The following is a 17,557-nucleotide window of genomic DNA, read 5'->3' as shown; positions in this document are numbered from 1 at the left end:
CCGATCAGGTGATCACCGAAGGTGCATCACGGCCCGTGCGCTTGCGGATGTCCGCGATGCTTTCCGCGGCGGCGACCAGGTCGGCCAACGCCTCCTGCGTCTCGATGTTGTGCCGGGTCGAATCTGGCTCGTAACGCTCCAGGTAAACGCGTAGCGTCGCACCGGACGTCCCGGTGCCGGAGAGGCGGAACACGACACGCGAGCCGCCCGAAAAAAGAATGCGAATACCCTGATGTTCGCTGACCGACTTGTCTATCGGATCGTGATAAGCGAAGTCGTCCGCTGTTTCGACGGTCAAGCCGCCGACGGTCTTGCCCGGCAGGGCTAGAAGCTGGCTGCGCAAATTATCGATTAGGCCGTTTGCAGCGTCGGTATCCACGCCTTCATAGTCATGGCGGGAATAGTAGTTGCGGCCATAGGTCTGCCAATGCTGGGTAACGACGTCCTGAACGCTTTCGCCGCGGACGGCAAGGATGTTCAGCCAGAGGAGTACGGCCCAGAGGCCGTCCTTCTCGCGGACGTGGCTGGAACCGGTTCCGGCGCTCTCCTCGCCGCAGATCGTTGCCATGCCGGCATCGAGCAGATTGCCGAAGAATTTCCAGCCGGTCGGCGTTTCGTACATGCCGATGCCGCGTTTTTCGGCGACGCGGTCGGCAGCACCGCTGGTTGGCATGGAGCGTGCGATGCCTGCCAGGCCGCCGGAATATCCCGGCGCGAGATTGGCGTTTGCCGCAAGGATCGCCAGGCTGTCTGAAGGGGTGACGAAGATGCCGCGGCCGATGATGAGGTTGCGGTCGCCGTCGCCGTCCGAAGCGGCGCCGAAATCGGGCGCGTCCTCGCCCATCATCTCGTCATAGAGTTCCTTGCAGTGGACAGGGTTCGGATCCGGATGATGCCCGCCGAAATCCGGCAGCGGCATGAAATTGCGCACCGAGCCGAGCGGCGCGCCAAGACGGTTTTCGAAGATTTCCTTGGCATAGGGGCCGGTAACGGCGCTCATCGCATCGAAGGCGATGCGGAAGCCGAGGCTGATCAGATTGCGGATCGCGCCGAAATCGAACAGCTCCTCCATCAGCGCGGTATAGTCCTCGACCGAATCGATGACCGAAAGCATCATGCCGCCGGGCAGTTCTTCCTTGCCGATGCGATCGAGGTTCACGTCCGGGAAATCGGCGATCTTGTAGCTGTCGATCACCCGGGTGCGCTCATAGATCGCGTCGGTGATCTTTTCCGGCGCCGGCCCGCCGTTGTTGACGTTGTATTTGATGCCGAAATCTTCGGTCGGGCCGCCCGGATTGTGGCTGGCGGAAAGGATAATGCCGCCGAAAGCCTTGTATTTACGAATGACGTGCGAGGCAGCCGGGGTCGAAAGAATGCCGCCTTTGCCAACGATGACCTTTCCAAAGCCGTTGGCGGCGGCCATCTTGATCGCCTTCTGGATGACCTCGCGATTGTAGTAGCGTCCGTCGCCGCCAATGACGAGGCACTTGCCCTGATAGCTTTCCAGAGAATCGAAAATCGATTGGATGAAGTTCTCAGCATAGTTCGGCTGCTGGAAGACCGGGACCTTCTTCCTGAGACCCGACGTGCCGGGTTTCTGGTCCTGGTAGGGCGTTGTGGATACAGATTTGTTCATTTCTGTCACTTGCCTTTCGGGGCGAGGCTTGAATAGAGGGCAGCGTAGCGCTCGGCGCTCTTCTCCCACGAGACATCCGATTTCATGCCCTGCTTTTGCAATTGGGTCCAGACTTTTTGGTCCGCGAAGAGATGTAGTGCACGCCGGATTGCCTGCAACATACCCTCTGCGGTGACGGGAGAAAACTGTATCCCCGTTGCGACTTTCGCTGCAAGCGCGGCGTGATTGGCATCGATCACGGTATCGTTGAGACCGCCGGTGCGCGCCACGATCGGCACGCAGCCATAACGCAAGCCGTAAAGCTGGGTGAGGCCGCAAGGTTCGAAACGCGAGGGAATGATGATCGCGTCGCAGCCGGCCTGCATCAGGTGCGACATCGGCTCGTTATATCCGATCGAGACGCCGATGCGGCCGGGATGACGGGCGGCTGCGGCAAGCAGCGAGCCTTCAAGCGCTGGATCGCCGGAGCCCAGGACGGCAAGCTTGCCGCCGAGGGCGACGATTGCGTCGGAGGTCGCAGCGATCACGTCCATTCCCTTTTGCCAGGTCAGGCGGCTGATGATGCTGAAGATCGGCGCGCCGTCATCATGCAGGCGGAAGAATTCGGCGATCGATTTGCGGTTCTCTTCGCGATTTTTGAGTGTCGTGACGCCGTAGTGCGTGTGGACGACCGGATCGGTTGCCGGATTCCAAACTTCAGCATCGATGCCGTTGACGATGCCGTGCAAAACGTCGCGACGGCTGGCGATGACACCTTCCAGCCCCATGCCGAACTCGTTCGTCAAGATTTCCTCGGCATAGGTGGGGCTTACGGTGGTGATCGCGTGCGCGGTCTGAAGGCCACCTTTCAGGAAGCCGATATGGCCGTAATATTCGATGCTTTCGGTCGAGAACGCATGCGGCGGCAGGCGCAGGCTCGGGAAGATGTCGGCGCTGAACTGGCCCTGGAATGCCATGTTGTGGATTGTCAGAACGGTCGGCAGCTCGGGCGTCGGATAGTAGCGCATATAGACCGGCGTCATGGCGGCTTGCCAGTCGTGGGCATGTACGAGGTCCGGCCGCCAGTCCGGCATCAGGCCCGCGGCGATTTCGGCAGCCGCCAGCGATAGCGCCGCAAAACGCCGCCAGTTGTCGGCATAGTCCTTGCCCGTGTGGTCGAGATAGGGACCGCCTGCGCGATCGTAATATGCAGGGGCGTCGAGAACGAGGATATCGAGGCCTTCATATTCGACTTCCAGCACGGTCGCGGGCGCTCCCAGCAGATCATCGAACTGCAGGCGAACGACCGGATCGCGAATGACCTTCATGACTGCCGGGTAGCCGGGCATGAGGGTCTTCGTCTCAATGCCGAACCGCTTGAGTGCGATTGGCAGGGCGCCGGCCACGTCGGCAAGGCCCCCTGTCTTGATCAAAGGGAAGACTTCGGACGCAACCGAAAGAACTTTCATATGTCTAAAGATCCAACTTATCGATCATCGGTTGGGTAATCAGGCAAATACCGCTTTCCGTCCGCCGGAACCGCTTGGCGTCGAGTTCCGGATCCTCGCCGACGACAAGGCCCTCCGGAATGACGACCCCATGATCGATCACGACGTTTTTCAATTGCGCGCGCCGGCCGACCTTCACGCTCGGCAGGACGACGGCTCCCTCCAATTTCGAATAGGAGTTAGCGCGAACACCGGTGAAAAGAAGGCTTTTGTGAAGCGTGGCGCCGGAGATGATGCAATCGCCGGCGACGACCGAGGAAGTGGCCGAGCCACGGCGGTCTTCGTCGTCATGGACGAATTTTGCCGGCGGCGAGATTTCCGCATAGGTCCAGATCGGCCAGGATTTGTCATAAATATCAAGTTCCGGAACGATCGCCGTCAGATCGATATTCGCCTGCCAGTATGCTTCGATCGTTCCGACGTCGCGCCAATAGGGTTCGTGTTCGAAATCCGAGCGGACGCAGGACTGGCCGAAGCGGTGGGCGACCGCCTTACCGTTCTTCACGATATAGGGGATGATATCCTTGCCGAAATCCTTGCTGGAATTCGGATCGGCTGCATCGCGGCGCAATGCATCGATCAGGAACCTGGTGTGGAAGACATAGATCCCCATGGACGCCAGCGCGAAATCCGGTTTGTCCGGAATGCCTGGCGGATTGGCGGGCTTTTCGACGAAATCGATGATCCGGTCGGCCTTGTCCACATGCATAACGCCGAAGCCGACGGCTTCCATGCGCGGCACTTCCAGGCAGCCGATGGTGACATCCGCGCCCGAATCGACGTGCTGCTGCAGCATCCACTCGTAATCCATCTTGTAGACGTGATCGCCTGCAAGGATGACCATGTACTCGACGCCGTAATCCTCGATGATGTCGATGTTCTGATAGACGGCGTCGGCAGTGCCTTCGTACCATTGCGTTTCCGAGACGCGCTGGCTGGCCGGCAGGATGTCGAAGCTCTCGTTTCGCTCGGGACGGAAGAAGTTCCAGCCGCGCTGCATATGGCGGATCAGAGAGTGAGCCTTATACTGCGTCGCGACGCCGATGCGGCGGATGCCGGAATTCAGCGCGTTCGAAAGTGCAAAGTCGATGATACGTGATTTGCCGCCGAAATAGACCGCCGGCTTGGCGCGCCGGTCGGTGAGTTCCTTGAGGCGGCTTCCCCTGCCGCCGGCCAGAACATAGGCCATTGCGTCGCGGGCAAGTGGCTGAATGCGCTTTTCTACCATTGTCTACTCCTCCCACCAGTCTTCAAGTCTCAGGTTCAAGCATGATCGTCGCCAGCGGCGGCAAGGTGATCGACGCAACGATGCTGCCGCCGGCGTTGACGGCCTGCACGCGCCCGCCATTTCCCTTGCCGCTGCCGCCGTAGATATCGGCATCGGTATTCAGGATTTCCCGCCAGCGGCCTTCGAGCGGCAGGCGGATGGAATAGTTCTCGCGGTAAGCCGGCGTGAAATTGGTGATGACGGCGATCGGCTTGTGATCCGGTGCCTTGCGCAGCCATGCAAAGACGGAGTTTTCGTGATCGTCGGCGATCAGCCATTCGAAACCGTCGCCTTCGCAATCGCGCGCGTGCAGCGCCGGCTTGGAGCGGTAGGTGAAGTTGAGGTCGCGTACGAGGCGGCGCATGCCTTCGTGCATGCGGTATTGCAGCAGGTTCCAGTCGAGCGAGGTTGCCTCGCTCCATTCGCTCCATTGCGCAAATTCCTGGCCCATGAAGAGCAGTTTCTTGCCGGGATAGCCCCACATGAAGGCATAGTAGGCGCGCAGGTTTGCGAATTTCTGCCAGTCGTCGCCAGGCATCTTTGCGATCAGCGAACCTTTGCCGTGAACCACTTCGTCATGGGAGAGTGGCAGGACAAAGTTTTCCGAATAGGCGTAGAGCAGGCCGAAGGTCAGTTCGCTGTGGTGATGCCTGCGATATATCGGATCACGCTTCATGTAGCTCAGCGTGTCGTGCATGAAGCCCATGTTCCACTTGAAGCCGAAGCCGAGGCCGCCTTCATGCACCGGCTGCGAGACCTTCGGCCAGGAGGTCGATTCCTCGGCAATGGTCATGACGCCAGGGTGCTCGGCGTAGATGCGGGTGTTCATGTCCTGAAGGAAGCGGACGGCCTCGAGGTTTTCGTTGCCGCCGTATTCGTTCGGAATCCATTCGCCGTGGTTGCGCGAGTAATCGAGATAGAGCATCGAGGCGACGGCATCGACACGCAGGCCGTCGAGATGGAATTTCTCCGCCCAATAGAGCGCGTTGTTGACGAGATAGGATTGAACTTCGGTACGGCCGAAATTGTAGATCGCCGTATTCCAATCCGGGTGGAAACCTTTGCGCGGATCCTCATGCTCGTAAAGCGCGGTGCCGTCGAACCAGCCGAGGCCGTGTTCGTCGGTGGGGAAGTGCGCGGGCACCCAGTCGAGAATGACACCGATGCCGACCTTGTGGCAGCCGTTCACGAAACGGGCAAAACCCTCCGGTTCGCCGAAGCGGGCGCTCGGCGCGTAAAGCCCGGTGGTCTGGTAGCCCCATGACGGATCGTAGGGATGTTCGGTGATCGGAAGGAATTCGATATGGGTGAAGCCCATGTCGACGCAGTAGGGAATGAGGCTGGAAGCAAGCTCGTCCCAGGAGAGGAAGGAACCATCCTGGTGGCGCTGCCATGAACCGGCATGCACCTCATAGATCGAGATCGGCTGGCGGCGCTTGTCGGTCTCGCTCCAGTGTTTGAGGTGGTCTTCGTCCTGCCATTCCTGCAGAAGCTCAGGCGCCACGACGGAGGCCGTCTTCGGACGAAATTCGCTGCGCCGCGCATAAGGATCGGCTTTCAGCGGCAGGAGAACGCCGTCATGGCCGCGGATCTCGAACTTGTAAGGGACGCCCGTCGGGACATCCGGCGCAAAGATTTCCCATATGCCGGCGCTGGCGCGAAAACGCATCACATGTCGGCGTCCGTCCCAATTGTTGAAATCGCCGACGACGGAAACGCGCTGGGCATTCGGCGCCCAGACGGCAAAATGGATTCCCTGCGCGCCTTCGTGCTTGATCCAGTGCGCCCCCATCTTGTCGAAGAGGCGGAGATGCGAGCCTTCACGCGCGTAGTAATCGTCCATCGGGCCGAGCACGGGGCCGAAGCTGTACGGGTCGGTGACGGCCCATTCCGCATCGTCGCGCCGGGCGCGGTAGCGCACCGGCTGCCGTTTCGCCAGCGCGACCGGGCCAGCGAAAAAGCCATCCGGATGGAGCTGCGTCAGTTCGCCAATGACGCTGCCGTCGAGCGTCAAGGCGGTGACTTCGTCGGCGCCTGGAATGAAGCAGCGGGCAGCGTAGCTGTCACCTGCCTCATGCGTGCCGAGCACGGCAAATGGATTGGCGTGCGAGCCGGCAAGGATTGCCGTTATTTCGTCTGCCGAAATTTCCCAGGGACGCTTTACTTCAAGGGCGGCTTTCGGCGTTTTCATCCGGCTCTCCAGATTTCATCGGCATACTGCCGAATCGTGCGGTCGGAGGAGAACCAGCCCATTCGCGCGGTATTGTTGATGGTCTTGGCATACCAGGAGGATGGCTTGTTCCAGATCTGGTCCACGTCCCGTTGGGCGGCTGCATAGGCGTCGAAATCGGCGGCGACCATGAACCAGTCGTGCGAATAAATGCCATCGATCAGCTGGGCGTAACGATTGCGGTCATCCGGCGAGAAGACGCCGCCGGCAATCGAAGCCAGTGCCTGCGACAGTTCCCGGGAGCTTTCGATGATGGCGCGTGGGTTGTGTCCATCGGTGCGGGCATCGGCGACTTCATCGGCGCGCAGCCCGAAGATGACGATATTGTCGGCGCCGACATTGTCGCGCATTTCGACATTCGCCCCGTCCAGGGTGCCGATCGTGAGCGCTCCGTTCAAACCGAACTTCATGTTGCCGGTGCCGGAGGCTTCCATGCCGGCCGTCGAAATCTGCTCGGAGAGGTCGGCGGCGGGCACCATGACCTCGGCAAGCGAGACATTGTAATTGGGCACGAAGACCACTTTCAGGAGGCCGCGGACAGCCGGGTCGTTGTTGATCGTGCGGGCGACGTCGTTGATGAGCTTGATGATGAGCTTGGCATTGTGATAGCTCGGCGCCGCCTTGCCGGCAAAGAGCTTCACCCGCGGCACCCAGTCGAGTTCGGGATGCGAGCGGATCTGGTCGTAGAGAGCGACCGCCTCGACAATGTTGAGCAATTGGCGCTTGTACTCGTGGATGCGCTTGATCTGAATGTCGAACATCGCGGAAGGATCAAGCTTCACGCCCATGCGGCTGGCGACAAGATTGGAGAGCGCCACCTTGTTCGCGCGCTTCACGGAGCCGAACTTTTCCTGGAAGCTCGGATCGGTGGCGAATTTTTCGAGCGGCTTGAGCTTTTCGGCGTCATCCATGAATTCGTCGCCGATCGCCTCGCGGATAAGGCTGGTGAGCCCGGGGTTGCATTGCTGCAGCCAGCGGCGTGGCGTGATGCCGTTGGTCTTGTTGTTGATGCGGTTCGGATAGAGCTTGTGCAGGTCCGCAAAGACAGTGACCTTCATGAGTTCGGTATGCAAGGCGGATACGCCGTTGATCGAATGCGAGCCGACGAAGGCGAGATTGCCCATCCGCACCCGGCGGTCGCCGCTCTCGTCGATCAGCGAGATCGCCCGGATTTCGGTGTCGGTGAAGTTCTTTTCCCTGCGGGCCTCAAGCAGAATCTTGGCATTGATCGCGTAGATCAGCTGCATGTGACGCGGCAGCAGCCGTTCGAAGAGCGGGATCGGCCAGGTTTCGAGAGCTTCCGGCAGGAGCGTGTGGTTGGTGTAGGAAATCGTGCGGCGGACGATATCGAAGGCCTGCTCGAAATCCATGCCGTGAACGTCACAGAGCAGGCGTGTCAGCTCGGCAACCGAAACGGCGGGGTGGGTGTCATTCAGCTGGATCGCCACCTTGTCCGGCAGCGACGTGAAATCGTCATACTGCTGCAGGTGACGGCGCAGGATGTCCTGAAGCGAGGCGGAGGAGAAGAAGAATTCCTGGCGAAGGCGCAGCTCCTGTCCGGCGGGCGTCGCGTCTGCCGGATAGAGCACGCGCGTCAGACTTTCCGCCTTGTTGCTTTCGCGCAGAGCACCGATATGGTCGCCGGCATTGAAGGCGTCGAGCAGGATCGGGTCGATCGGCTGGGCCGACCAGAGACGCAGCGTGTTGACGCGTTTGCCGCGCCAGCCGACCACCGGTGTGTCGAAGGCAGCGGCGATGACGCGCTCTGCCGGCTTCCAGACATAGCGCGGCTCGCCTTCGGCGTTGTTGGCGACGTCGACGGTGCCGCCGTAGCCGATTTCATAGGCGCTTTCGCGGCGTTCGAATTCCCAGGGGTTGCCATGCGCGAGCCAGCTTTCCGGCAATTCCACTTGCCAGCCGTCGGCAAGCTGCTGACGGAAGAGGCCGTGGACATAACGGATGCCGTAGCCATAGGCCGGCACTTCGACCGTTGCCATGCTTTCCATGAAACAGGCCGCGAGGCGCCCGAGGCCGCCGTTGCCGAGAGCAGCATCCGGCTCGAGGCCGGCGATCACGTTGACATCGACGCCCAGGGAGGCGAGCGCATCGCGCACCTGCTCCATCAGGCCCATGTTCGTGACGGCATCGCGCATCAGGCGGCCGATCAGGAACTCAAGCGACAGGTAGTAAACGCGCTTGTCGCCTGTCGCGTAGACCTTGCGCGTCGACTCCATCCATTTGTCAATAATGCGGTCGCGAACGACGAGGATAGTCGCCGTCAGCCAGTCATGCGGCTTGGCAACTTTTGCATCCTTGCCGATGCGGTAAGTCAGGCGTTCGATGATTTCTTCGGCTAGAATTTCCGGGCGGGAACTGCGCGGGGCGGGAGAAGGGATGGTCGGCTTGGAAACGGGGTTCATCGTCATATCTCGCCAAATTTGATTTAGTTTTAGTGCGTTACGTCTGACGAAGCCGACTTTGCACGCACGCCGGTCACGGCAGTTTATGCATCGTTACCAAGCACTTGCAACAAGGGATTTAGCGAAAGCAAAAATTTGCGAAACCGTCGTGGTCACCGGTATAATGGACTTGATTTCAATTGGTTTTCCCATTCTGATGCGCGAGATCCTGAACGAAAAGCCGCCCCGGTTTGTTCCGGAGCGGCTTTTCCTTGAAAGGATGAGCGCCGAATTTATTGGGTGAGGCGTATGCTCTGTTTGGCGGCCGATGAGCCGATTATCTTAAAGGCCGCGACGAGCGAGGCCATGTTCTCGGCTGCGAAATAGGTTGAAGAGCTCGTCGCGCAGTAGCTTAGCAACGCCTTGCCGCGATCGGGAGCCATGAACGCAACCGTATAGACCGTGATATTTTTGTCGCGCGCCAAGTCGCACCATTTTTTGGTTTCAGTATCGGCTACAGTGTAATTGTTGTCGCCGTCCGTCATGAAGACAATGTATTTGTCGGGTGTCAGGCCGTTCTTGTTCAGATGCGCTGTATTCTCGGCCGGGTCGATAAGCTTGCCATATGCCGTGGCAAAGGCATCGCTTGAATCTGTCCCGCCTGTCGCGGTCAGAGCGTTGACGTAGGTTGACACGGCAGACGTTCCCCAGGCCAGATTCAACGCCGACTGCATTTGGATATTGTAAGAGACGCTGCCGGTGCGGACGTATTGCAGATTGGGATCGGCGCTATTCAACTGGGTCAGCAGGCTCGAAACGGCCAGTTTCAATGCCTCGATCTTGGTGTAGAAGTCCGTCACGGTTTGATCGCAGGTCTTTGGGTTCCTTTTCGAGCCACAGTTGTAGCTTTCCGTATACGTATGCGAGGTCGTAGTATCCTCGGCCATCGAGCCCGAACGGTCGAGCACGAGATACATCGAGAGCGAGCTCTTTGTGACGGTGTTTTCGGTGCTGCTCTCCGTCTTGGACAATGAGCCGATTTCCGTGCTTTCCTTGCCCAAGACGCGCATCAGGGCGCTATTGTCCATGTTGTAGGCAGTTTTGACCTCGACTTTATAAGTCTTGCCGCCCGAACCGGATGCGGTTTCTGTGACAACAACAGACATTGCATCCTTTAGGGCCGCGATGGTGTCCGGATCGTCAATGTAGTTTGACATCTGGCCGATGACAAAGTTCTTGGCAAGCTCCTTGGCACCGTTCACGTCGACCTTTTCGGCGACGAGCGCGGAGGCTGCAGCCAGAGCAGCCGAATCGGAGGCTTCCTGCAACTGACGTTGCGAAAGCATCATGTTGGATACATCGACGGCGAGCCCGGCGGCGCCAATCGCGACTGGCACCAAAATCGCCGTCATCATGGCGAAATTGCCGGAACGATCGCCGAAGACGCGCGCAATATTGGCGCGCAGAAAAGATATGGGAGACATCATGTCACCTGCAGCAAGAGAGGATTTATGCTGGTTCGATATCTATAGCGCGGTTGTTACCACAGGTCTTAAGGTAATCGTTAAAATTGCAGGTATCATGCGATTTCGGGACATGATCTACTGCGTTTGCGGGATAACCTTCTCGCCAAGAGGATAGCTGGCGCTTTTGCGCGTTAACGTCTGTGGCGGCGGGTTCTGGTTCAGTCCTACACACTTTCCCTCGCCATTGGCACATTCCGGCACAGAGGCCAGGAAGACATGCGGATGCTTCCGCCAAGGTCGGTTGATTTCGGGATTGAGGCAGGCAAAAACATATGAGACAGGGGTTGTTTTGCTGGTCGCGAGCGCCAGGAAGCAACGGCTATTCCTGTCTTCCGATCACTTGATCGGAATAACGTCGACGGCCTGCACGGCGCGATGGCCGCCGTAGCTTTTCAGGACGCCGATGACAGGGGCGACGTCGGAATAGTCGCGGCCATAGGCAACGACGATGTGGTCGGTGCCGGCGGGCATGTCGTTGGTCGGGTCGAGTTCGATCCAGCCCAGCGTTTCACCGCACCAGACACGGACCCAGGCATGCATGGCGTCAGCGCCTTCGAGCCGTTCCTTGCCGGGCGGTGGGATGGTCCGCAGGAAGCCGGAGACATAGCCTGCCGGGATGCCGAGGCTGCGGAGCGCCAGGATCATCACATGGACGAAATCCTGGCAGACGCCGCGTTTCAGGGTAAAAGCGTCGAGAGCCGTGGAATCTACCGTCGTCGCTTCCGTATCGTAGGTGAAATCCTTGTTGATGCGGGTGCACAAGGCAGTGGCGATCTGCAGCACGGTAAAGCCGGGCAGCACGCAGTCCCTGGCATAGTCCGAAATGGCGCGGGTTTCCGTGAGACGAGGGCTGCTGGCGAGGAAATGATGCGGAGAGTCAGGCTCCAGCGACCAGACGCCGGTGACCTCCTTCGGCAGGCGGTCGAGGTCCGGCGAGAAATCGGCGGCGATCGAACGGCTATCGACCTGCACGCGGGCCTGCATGCGGATATCCAACGTCTCGTGCGGCGAGCGCAGCAGGATGGATGTTGCCGGATGGAGGAAGAAATCGGTGAAGTGCGATTGCTCGTCCGGCGACGGAGATATGGTAATCGAGCCTGCGACCAGCCGCTGCCGGTCGGGCAGCGAAAGCGGCATCAGCCGAATGATGTGACGCGCGCCGGAAGCCGGCGTGTCGTAGGTGTATCCCATGTGCAGGGTGAGGTCGTAAAGCACGGCGGTCACCCGAGGTAGGTCTGGGCGAGAAGGTCGGACAACTGCTCGAGCTCGCGTTCAAACTTCTTGTAGAACTCGCCGGTCATCGTTTCCGGTGTCATGACGGCGAGGCCGGAATGCAGGCGCATGGCCTCGCGGTAGAATGGCGACATCTGGCCGTTGACGAAGGCGTTCGGCAGCTGCTCGACCTCGCGATGGATCTCGTTCATCTGGAAGAGAACCGAACGTGGGTTCAGCGGGTCGAGCGCCAGAAGGTCCGTGACGGTCAGGCGGGCGGTGTTGACGTTGTACCGGCGGCGGTGGGTCATGACGCTATCGCCGATTTCGAGCAGCATATCCAGCGCGCCATCAGGAGCATCGGGGCCGGACATGTGGCCGAGAAGACGGGTCATGTGCAGGCCGCGCTCGATATAGCGACCGAGCGAGAGGAAGCGCCATCCGGTGAAGCGATACATGTTTTCATGCACGAGACCTGCGAAGCCCGCGAGCTTGCGCAGCAGGATCGTCATGGCATGGCTGGCGTCATCGCCTGCCGCAACGCTGACATGAAAGCGGTGCGCGGTCTTAGCTAGGTCGTTCAGGGCCAGCCAGCCATCCGGCGAGAACCGGTCGCGGATATTACTGGCGGAATAGACGGCGCTGTCGATGTTACGCAGCAGCGTTTCGGGCACGGCTTCTTCCGTGTCGATGTCGACGGCGGCGAGATATTCCGAAACATCGGCAAGCAGCGGCTGACTGGGATCGGCAGCTTCGGCGTAACGGGCGTGCCAGGCGCGAAGGATGCGCAACGCTCCTTCGGCGCGCTCGATATAGCGGCCGAGCCAGAAGAGATTGTCGGCCGCCCGACTTGGCAGGCTGCCCGGCATGTTGCGGGTGAAGCTTCCTTCGGCAGGCAGAAGGGTATGGCGCTCGACCGGCTTGTCGCTGACGATCCAGACGTCTGCCGCCGCACCGCCCGACTGCATGGCGATCGCAGCGGCGTCATCGCCGGCGCCGATGCGGGCAAAGCCGCCCGGCATGATCTGCCAGCCCTTCGCCGTGCGGGCGGCGAAGACGCGAAGCGACATCGGCCGCGGCGTCAGCTTTCCGTCTACCCAGGCCGGCGTCGTCGACAGCGTGACGACTTCCTGGCCGACGAGTTTCGGGCCGTCGGAGTTCAGCCAGTCGGTGATCGAATCCTTTGCCGTTGCGCGCAGCGACGAGCCGAGGACGGACTCGCCGCTATCGTCGAAGAAGGGAGCGCGCGAATAGGCGGGACCGATCACCATCTTCTCGATGTTCTTCGCGACGTGTTCGCGCTCCTCCTTCTGCCCGCACCACCAAGTGGCGATCGACGGCAGGTGCAGTTTTTCGCCAAGCAGGCGGCGACAGATCGTCGGCATGAAAGCGAGCAAGGCGCGCGTCTCGAGGATGCCGGTTCCGAGAGCATTGACGATCGTCACCGATTCGGCACGCAGTGCCTCGACCAGACCGGGGGTGCCGATATGCGAATTCTGGTTCAGCTCCAGCGGATCGGCATAGGCGGAATCGAGGCGACGCCAGAGGACGCCGATCGGCTTCAGGCCGGCCACCGTGCGAACCATGACGCGGCCGTTGACCACCGTCAGATCTTCGCCTTCGAGCAGCATGAAGCCGAGATAGCGGGCGATATAGGCGTGTTCATAGTAGGTTTCGTTTGCCGGTCCGGGGGTCAGAACGCCGATGCGGTCGTCGCCGGAATGTTTCATCGTCTGCAACGCATCGCGGAAGGCGCCGAAGAAGGAGGCAAGACGGTGAACCGGGGTTTCGGCATAGATATCGGAGAAGGCGCGCGTGGTGGCAACGCGGCTTTCAAGCGCGAAGCCTGCACCTGACGGCGCTTGTGTACGGTCGGCCAGAACCCACCAGTTTCCGTCCGGGCCGCGGCCAATCTCGAAGGCGCAGAAATGCAGGTAGTGGCCGCTCGCGGGCTTTACGCCTGCAAGCGGGCGTTGGAATTCCGGGTTGGCGGCGATCAGGCCAGGCGGCAGGAAGCCTTCCTCGACCAGCTTGTTGTCGCCATAGATATCGGCAACGATCGCCTCAAGCAGATCGGCGCGCTGCACCAGGCCGGCGGAAAGCGCCTGCCATTCGCGCCCGTCGATCAGGACCGGGATATGCGACAGCGGCCAGGACCGCTCGCCGGTGCCCTTGCTGCCATAGGCGCGGTAGAATACGCCGGCATCGCGCAGATAGCGGTCGGCTCGGGCGAAGCGCTCGGTCAGTTCCTTTTCGGGAATTGCTCCGAAGCCCGCAAGAAAGCGCTGCCAGACCGGGCGGATGGCGCCGTTGTTGTCGACCATCTCGTCGGCATTGCCGGGCAGGGGCGCATAGCCGAAGGCCGCATCGTTGCCGCCGCGGCTTGGAACCTCGTCCCTACGTTTCTCCATTGCTGGTTTCTTGCCCATTAAAACCTAGCTCGTCAAATGCCTGCCGGCCTGCGGAGATCCAGCGTCAGCGGGAATTCCGGCGAACCCATCTCGGCGCGCGGAATGAAGCCGCCTGCCGTATGTCCCCACGGTTCGAATCGGGAGAGCCGCCTTGCTTCCGCTTCGTTGCCGTTTACCGGGAAGGTGTCATAGTTGCGCCCGCCCGGATGGGCAACATGATAGATGCAGCCGCCGATCGAACGCTTCGACCATGTATCATAAATGTCAAATGTCAGCGGCGTATTCACCGGCAGGACCGGATGCAGGCCCGAGGCCGGCTGCCACGCCTTGAAGCGGACGCCGGCGACGGACACGCCGGACGTCCCTGTCGGTGTCAGCGGCACGGTTCGGCCGTTGCAGGTGACGGTGTAGCGTGAGGAATTGCTGGTTTCGAGGCGAACCTGAAGTCGTTCGACCGAGCTGTCGACATATCGAACCGTGCCGCCAATCGCGCCTTCCTCGCCCATGACGTGCCAGGGTTCGAGCGCCTGGCGAAGCTCGAGTTTCGAGCCCTCGTATTCCACTTCGCCGCAGAAGGGGAAGCGGAATTCGAGTTGTGCCTTGAACCACTCCGGGCTGACCTCGAAGCCGTTTTCTTTGAGATCGGCAAGCACATCCAGGAAATCGGCCCAGACGAAATGCGGCAGCATGAAGCGATCGTGCAGGGAAGTGCCCCAGCGCACGAACTTGCCGTCGGCGGGATTTTTCCAGAAGCGGGCAATGAGGGCGCGGACCATTAATTGCTGAGCGAGCGACATGCGCGCATTCGGGGGCATTTCGAAGCCGCGGAACTCCACGAGACCGAGACGTCCGGTCGGCCCATCCGGCGAAAACAGCTTGTCGATGCAGATTTCGGCACGGTGGGTGTTGCCCGTCACGTCGATCAGGAGATTGCGGAACAGGCGGTCGGTCAGCCAGGGAAGTGGCGACGGGCCGCGGCCGGGTGCGGGCACCTGGGCGAGGGCGATTTCCAACTCGTACAGGCTGTCGTGCCTGGCCTCGTCGATGCGCGGCGCCTGGCTGGTCGGCCCGATGAACATGCCGGAGAAGAGATAGGAGAGCGAGGGATGCCGCTGCCAGTGCAGCACGAGGCTCTTCAAGAGGTCGGGCCGGCGCAGAAACGGGCTATCGTTCGGATTGGCGCCGCCGACGACGACATGGTTGCCGCCGCCCGTGCCCGTGTGACGGCCGTCGATCATGAACTTGTCGGCGCCGAGACGCGTCATCCGCGCTTCTTCGTAGATCGCGGTGGTGATTGCGACGCAATCCTGCCAGTTCGAGGCGGGGTGGATATTCACCTCGATGACGCCTGGATCCGGTGCGACACGAATGACATTGATGCGCTCGTCCTGAGGCGGCGAATAGCCCTCGATATGGACGGCAAGCCCAAGTTCGGCCGCGGCGTTTTCGGCGGCTGCGATGAGTTCGAGATAGTCTTCAATGCGCTCGACGGGCGGCATGAAGACGCAAAGCCGGCCGTCGCGCGGCTCGACCGATATCGCTGTGCGAACCGCGCCACCGATTTCGCCGAGCGTCTGTTCCACGCGGCTCTGGCCGCTCTCGTCGCGCTGGAAGGAGGCCTCCGGCATGGCGCGGCCGGCGGGCACGAAGACTTCGGGCAGGGGCTGGCGCGGGATCGATGGGTCGGCGATGTGGATATAGGGATATTGCGATGGCGGCACGTAAGGGAGCGTACCAAGCGGCAGACGGTATCCGACAGGGCTGTCGCCTGGGACGAGGAAGATCTTGCCGCGCCGGGTCTGCCATTTCTCGCTGATCCAGCGGTGCCCTGATGCCTGAGCATTCCAGGCTTGAACGGGAAGGATATAACCTGTCGGAACCGTCAGGCCACGTTCGAAAACGCGGGCGATGCGGTTGCGCTCTTCCGGATCCTTCAGCTTGGAATTCGACGGATCGACATTTTCGGGAAGGCTTCCCTCCTTGACGATCCACTCGGCGGGATCCTCATAGGCCGGCAGCACCATATCAGGCGTAATCGCCAGCTCGCGCGCGATGCCGGTGAGCAGCCGCTCGGCGTCTTCCGCCTTGGCGACGGTGTCAGCGCCTTCTACTGCGATCAAATCCAGATTCTGCCAGATCGGCTTTCCGTCCTTGCGCCAGTAGAGTGAGAAGGTCCAGCGCGGCAGGCTTTCGCCGGGATACCACTTGCCCTGTCCGTAATGCAGGAAGCCGCCCGGGGCGAAGCGCTGGCGCAGCCTGCGGATCAGGCTGTCCGCTTTCTCCCGCTTGGTCGGGCCCACGGCGGCGGTATTCCACTCTTCGGATTCGAAATCGTCGATCGACACGAAAGTGGGCTCGCCGCCCATCGTCAAGCGCACATCTTCTGCCTTTAGGATACGATCCACTTTTTTGCCAAGTGCGTCGAGTTCGTTCCAGCTCTCCTCGGAGAAGGGCTTGGTGATGCGCGGATGTTCTGCGACACGGGCGACCTTCATGTCGAAGGCGAACTCGGTATTGGCTTCGCCGAAATAGCCGCCGGAGATCGGGGCGGCGTTGCTATAATGCGGGGTTGCGGCGAGCGGGATGTGGCTTTCGCCGGTGAGCAGCCCCGACGTCGGATCGAGGCCGACCCAGCCGGCGCCTGGCAGATAGACTTCGGCCCAGGCATGCAGGTCGGTGAAATCGACCTCCGTACCGGAGGGGCCGTCAAGGGCCTTCAGGTCGGGCGTCAACTGAATGAGGTAGCCGGAGACGAAGCGGGCGGCGAGGCCGAGGTGACGGAGAACCTGAACGAGCAGCCAACTGGTATCACGGCAGGAGCCTCTGGCGCTTTCAAGCGTGTCCTCCGGCGTCTGGACGCCGGCCTCCATGCGGATGACATAGCCGATCTGCTGCTGCAGGCGGGCGTTGAGGCCGACGATCATGTCAACGGTCGGCTGGCCCGGCGAATAGTCGAGGGTTTCGAGGAAAGCCTTGAGCCGCGGGCCGGGGGCCTCCGGCTTCATGTAGATCGAGAGGTCTTCCTGGATCGTCTGCGGATAGTCGAAGGGCCATTTGGTGGCCTCTTCTTCGACGAAAAAGTCGAAGGGGTTGTAGACCGTCATGTCGGCGACGAGATCGACCTCGATCTTGAATTCGGTCACCGGGTCGGGAAAGACATAGCGGGCAAGATAATTCCCGTAGGGGTCCTGCTGCAGGTTCACGAAATGGTTCGACGGGGTGACCTTCAGCGAATGACTGAGCACGTGCGTTTTTGAATGCGAGGCGGGCTTGAGGCGGATGACCTGCGGCCCAAGGCGGACCGGCCTGTCGTATTTGTAGTGCGTCAGATGATAGATACTGGCTTTGATCGACATATTTTGCCTTGTCCGACGCCACATCGTTATGCG

Annotated in this window: 9 protein-coding genes; all 9 read right to left on the bottom strand. The window is 60.7% G+C overall.

Going from position 1 to position 17,557, the window contains the following annotated elements; genetic code table 11:
• Positions 1-4 precede the first annotated feature (4 nt).
• Positions 5-1,636 carry an alpha-D-glucose phosphate-specific phosphoglucomutase gene (locus ACW4PC_RS11120; RefSeq protein WP_455873857.1) on the bottom strand — a complete coding sequence of 544 codons (1,632 nt, stop codon included), beginning with the start codon at positions 1,634-1,636 and terminating at the stop codon, positions 5-7.
• A gap of 5 nt (positions 1,637-1,641) precedes the next feature.
• Complete coding sequence (gene glgA / locus ACW4PC_RS11115; RefSeq protein WP_455873856.1) at positions 1,642-3,084, bottom strand: glycogen synthase GlgA; 1,443 nt, start codon at positions 3,082-3,084, stop codon at positions 1,642-1,644.
• A 4-nt stretch (positions 3,085-3,088) separates the two neighbouring features.
• Positions 3,089-4,351 carry a glucose-1-phosphate adenylyltransferase gene (gene glgC / locus ACW4PC_RS11110; protein WP_455873855.1) on the bottom strand — a complete coding sequence of 421 codons (1,263 nt, stop codon included), beginning with the start codon at positions 4,349-4,351 and terminating at the stop codon, positions 3,089-3,091.
• Between the two features lie 22 nt (positions 4,352-4,373).
• Positions 4,374-6,581, bottom strand: a complete 2,208-nt coding sequence (gene glgB, locus ACW4PC_RS11105) for a 1,4-alpha-glucan branching protein GlgB (protein WP_455873854.1) — start codon at positions 6,579-6,581, stop codon at positions 4,374-4,376.
• Complete coding sequence (locus ACW4PC_RS11100; RefSeq protein ID WP_455873853.1) at positions 6,578-9,040, bottom strand: glycogen/starch/alpha-glucan phosphorylase; 2,463 nt, start codon at positions 9,038-9,040, stop codon at positions 6,578-6,580. Before ACW4PC_RS11100 ends, glgB begins: the two co-directional genes overlap by 4 nt.
• 272 nt (positions 9,041-9,312) lie before the next feature.
• Positions 9,313-10,434, bottom strand: coding sequence for a pilus assembly protein TadG-related protein (locus ACW4PC_RS11095; RefSeq protein WP_455873852.1), 1,122 nt, complete (start codon positions 10,432-10,434; stop codon positions 9,313-9,315).
• A 447-nt stretch (positions 10,435-10,881) separates the two neighbouring features.
• Positions 10,882-11,769, bottom strand: a complete 888-nt coding sequence (locus ACW4PC_RS11090) for a transglutaminase family protein (protein ID WP_455873851.1) — start codon at positions 11,767-11,769, stop codon at positions 10,882-10,884.
• Positions 11,766-14,186, bottom strand: a complete 2,421-nt coding sequence (locus ACW4PC_RS11085; protein WP_455873850.1) for a circularly permuted type 2 ATP-grasp protein — start codon at positions 14,184-14,186, stop codon at positions 11,766-11,768. The genes ACW4PC_RS11090 and ACW4PC_RS11085 overlap by 4 nt, the downstream gene beginning before the upstream one ends.
• 14 nt (positions 14,187-14,200) lie before the next feature.
• A complete protein-coding gene (locus ACW4PC_RS11080; RefSeq protein ID WP_455873849.1) occupies positions 14,201-17,524 on the bottom strand; it encodes a transglutaminase family protein in 3,324 nt (1,107 codons plus the stop codon).
• Positions 17,525-17,557 lie beyond the last annotated feature (33 nt).

This window comes from Rhizobium yanglingense (genome assembly GCF_977109285.1).
The sequence above is the reverse complement of the archived record's forward strand: the minus strand, read 5'-3'. Positions and strand labels throughout refer to the sequence as shown.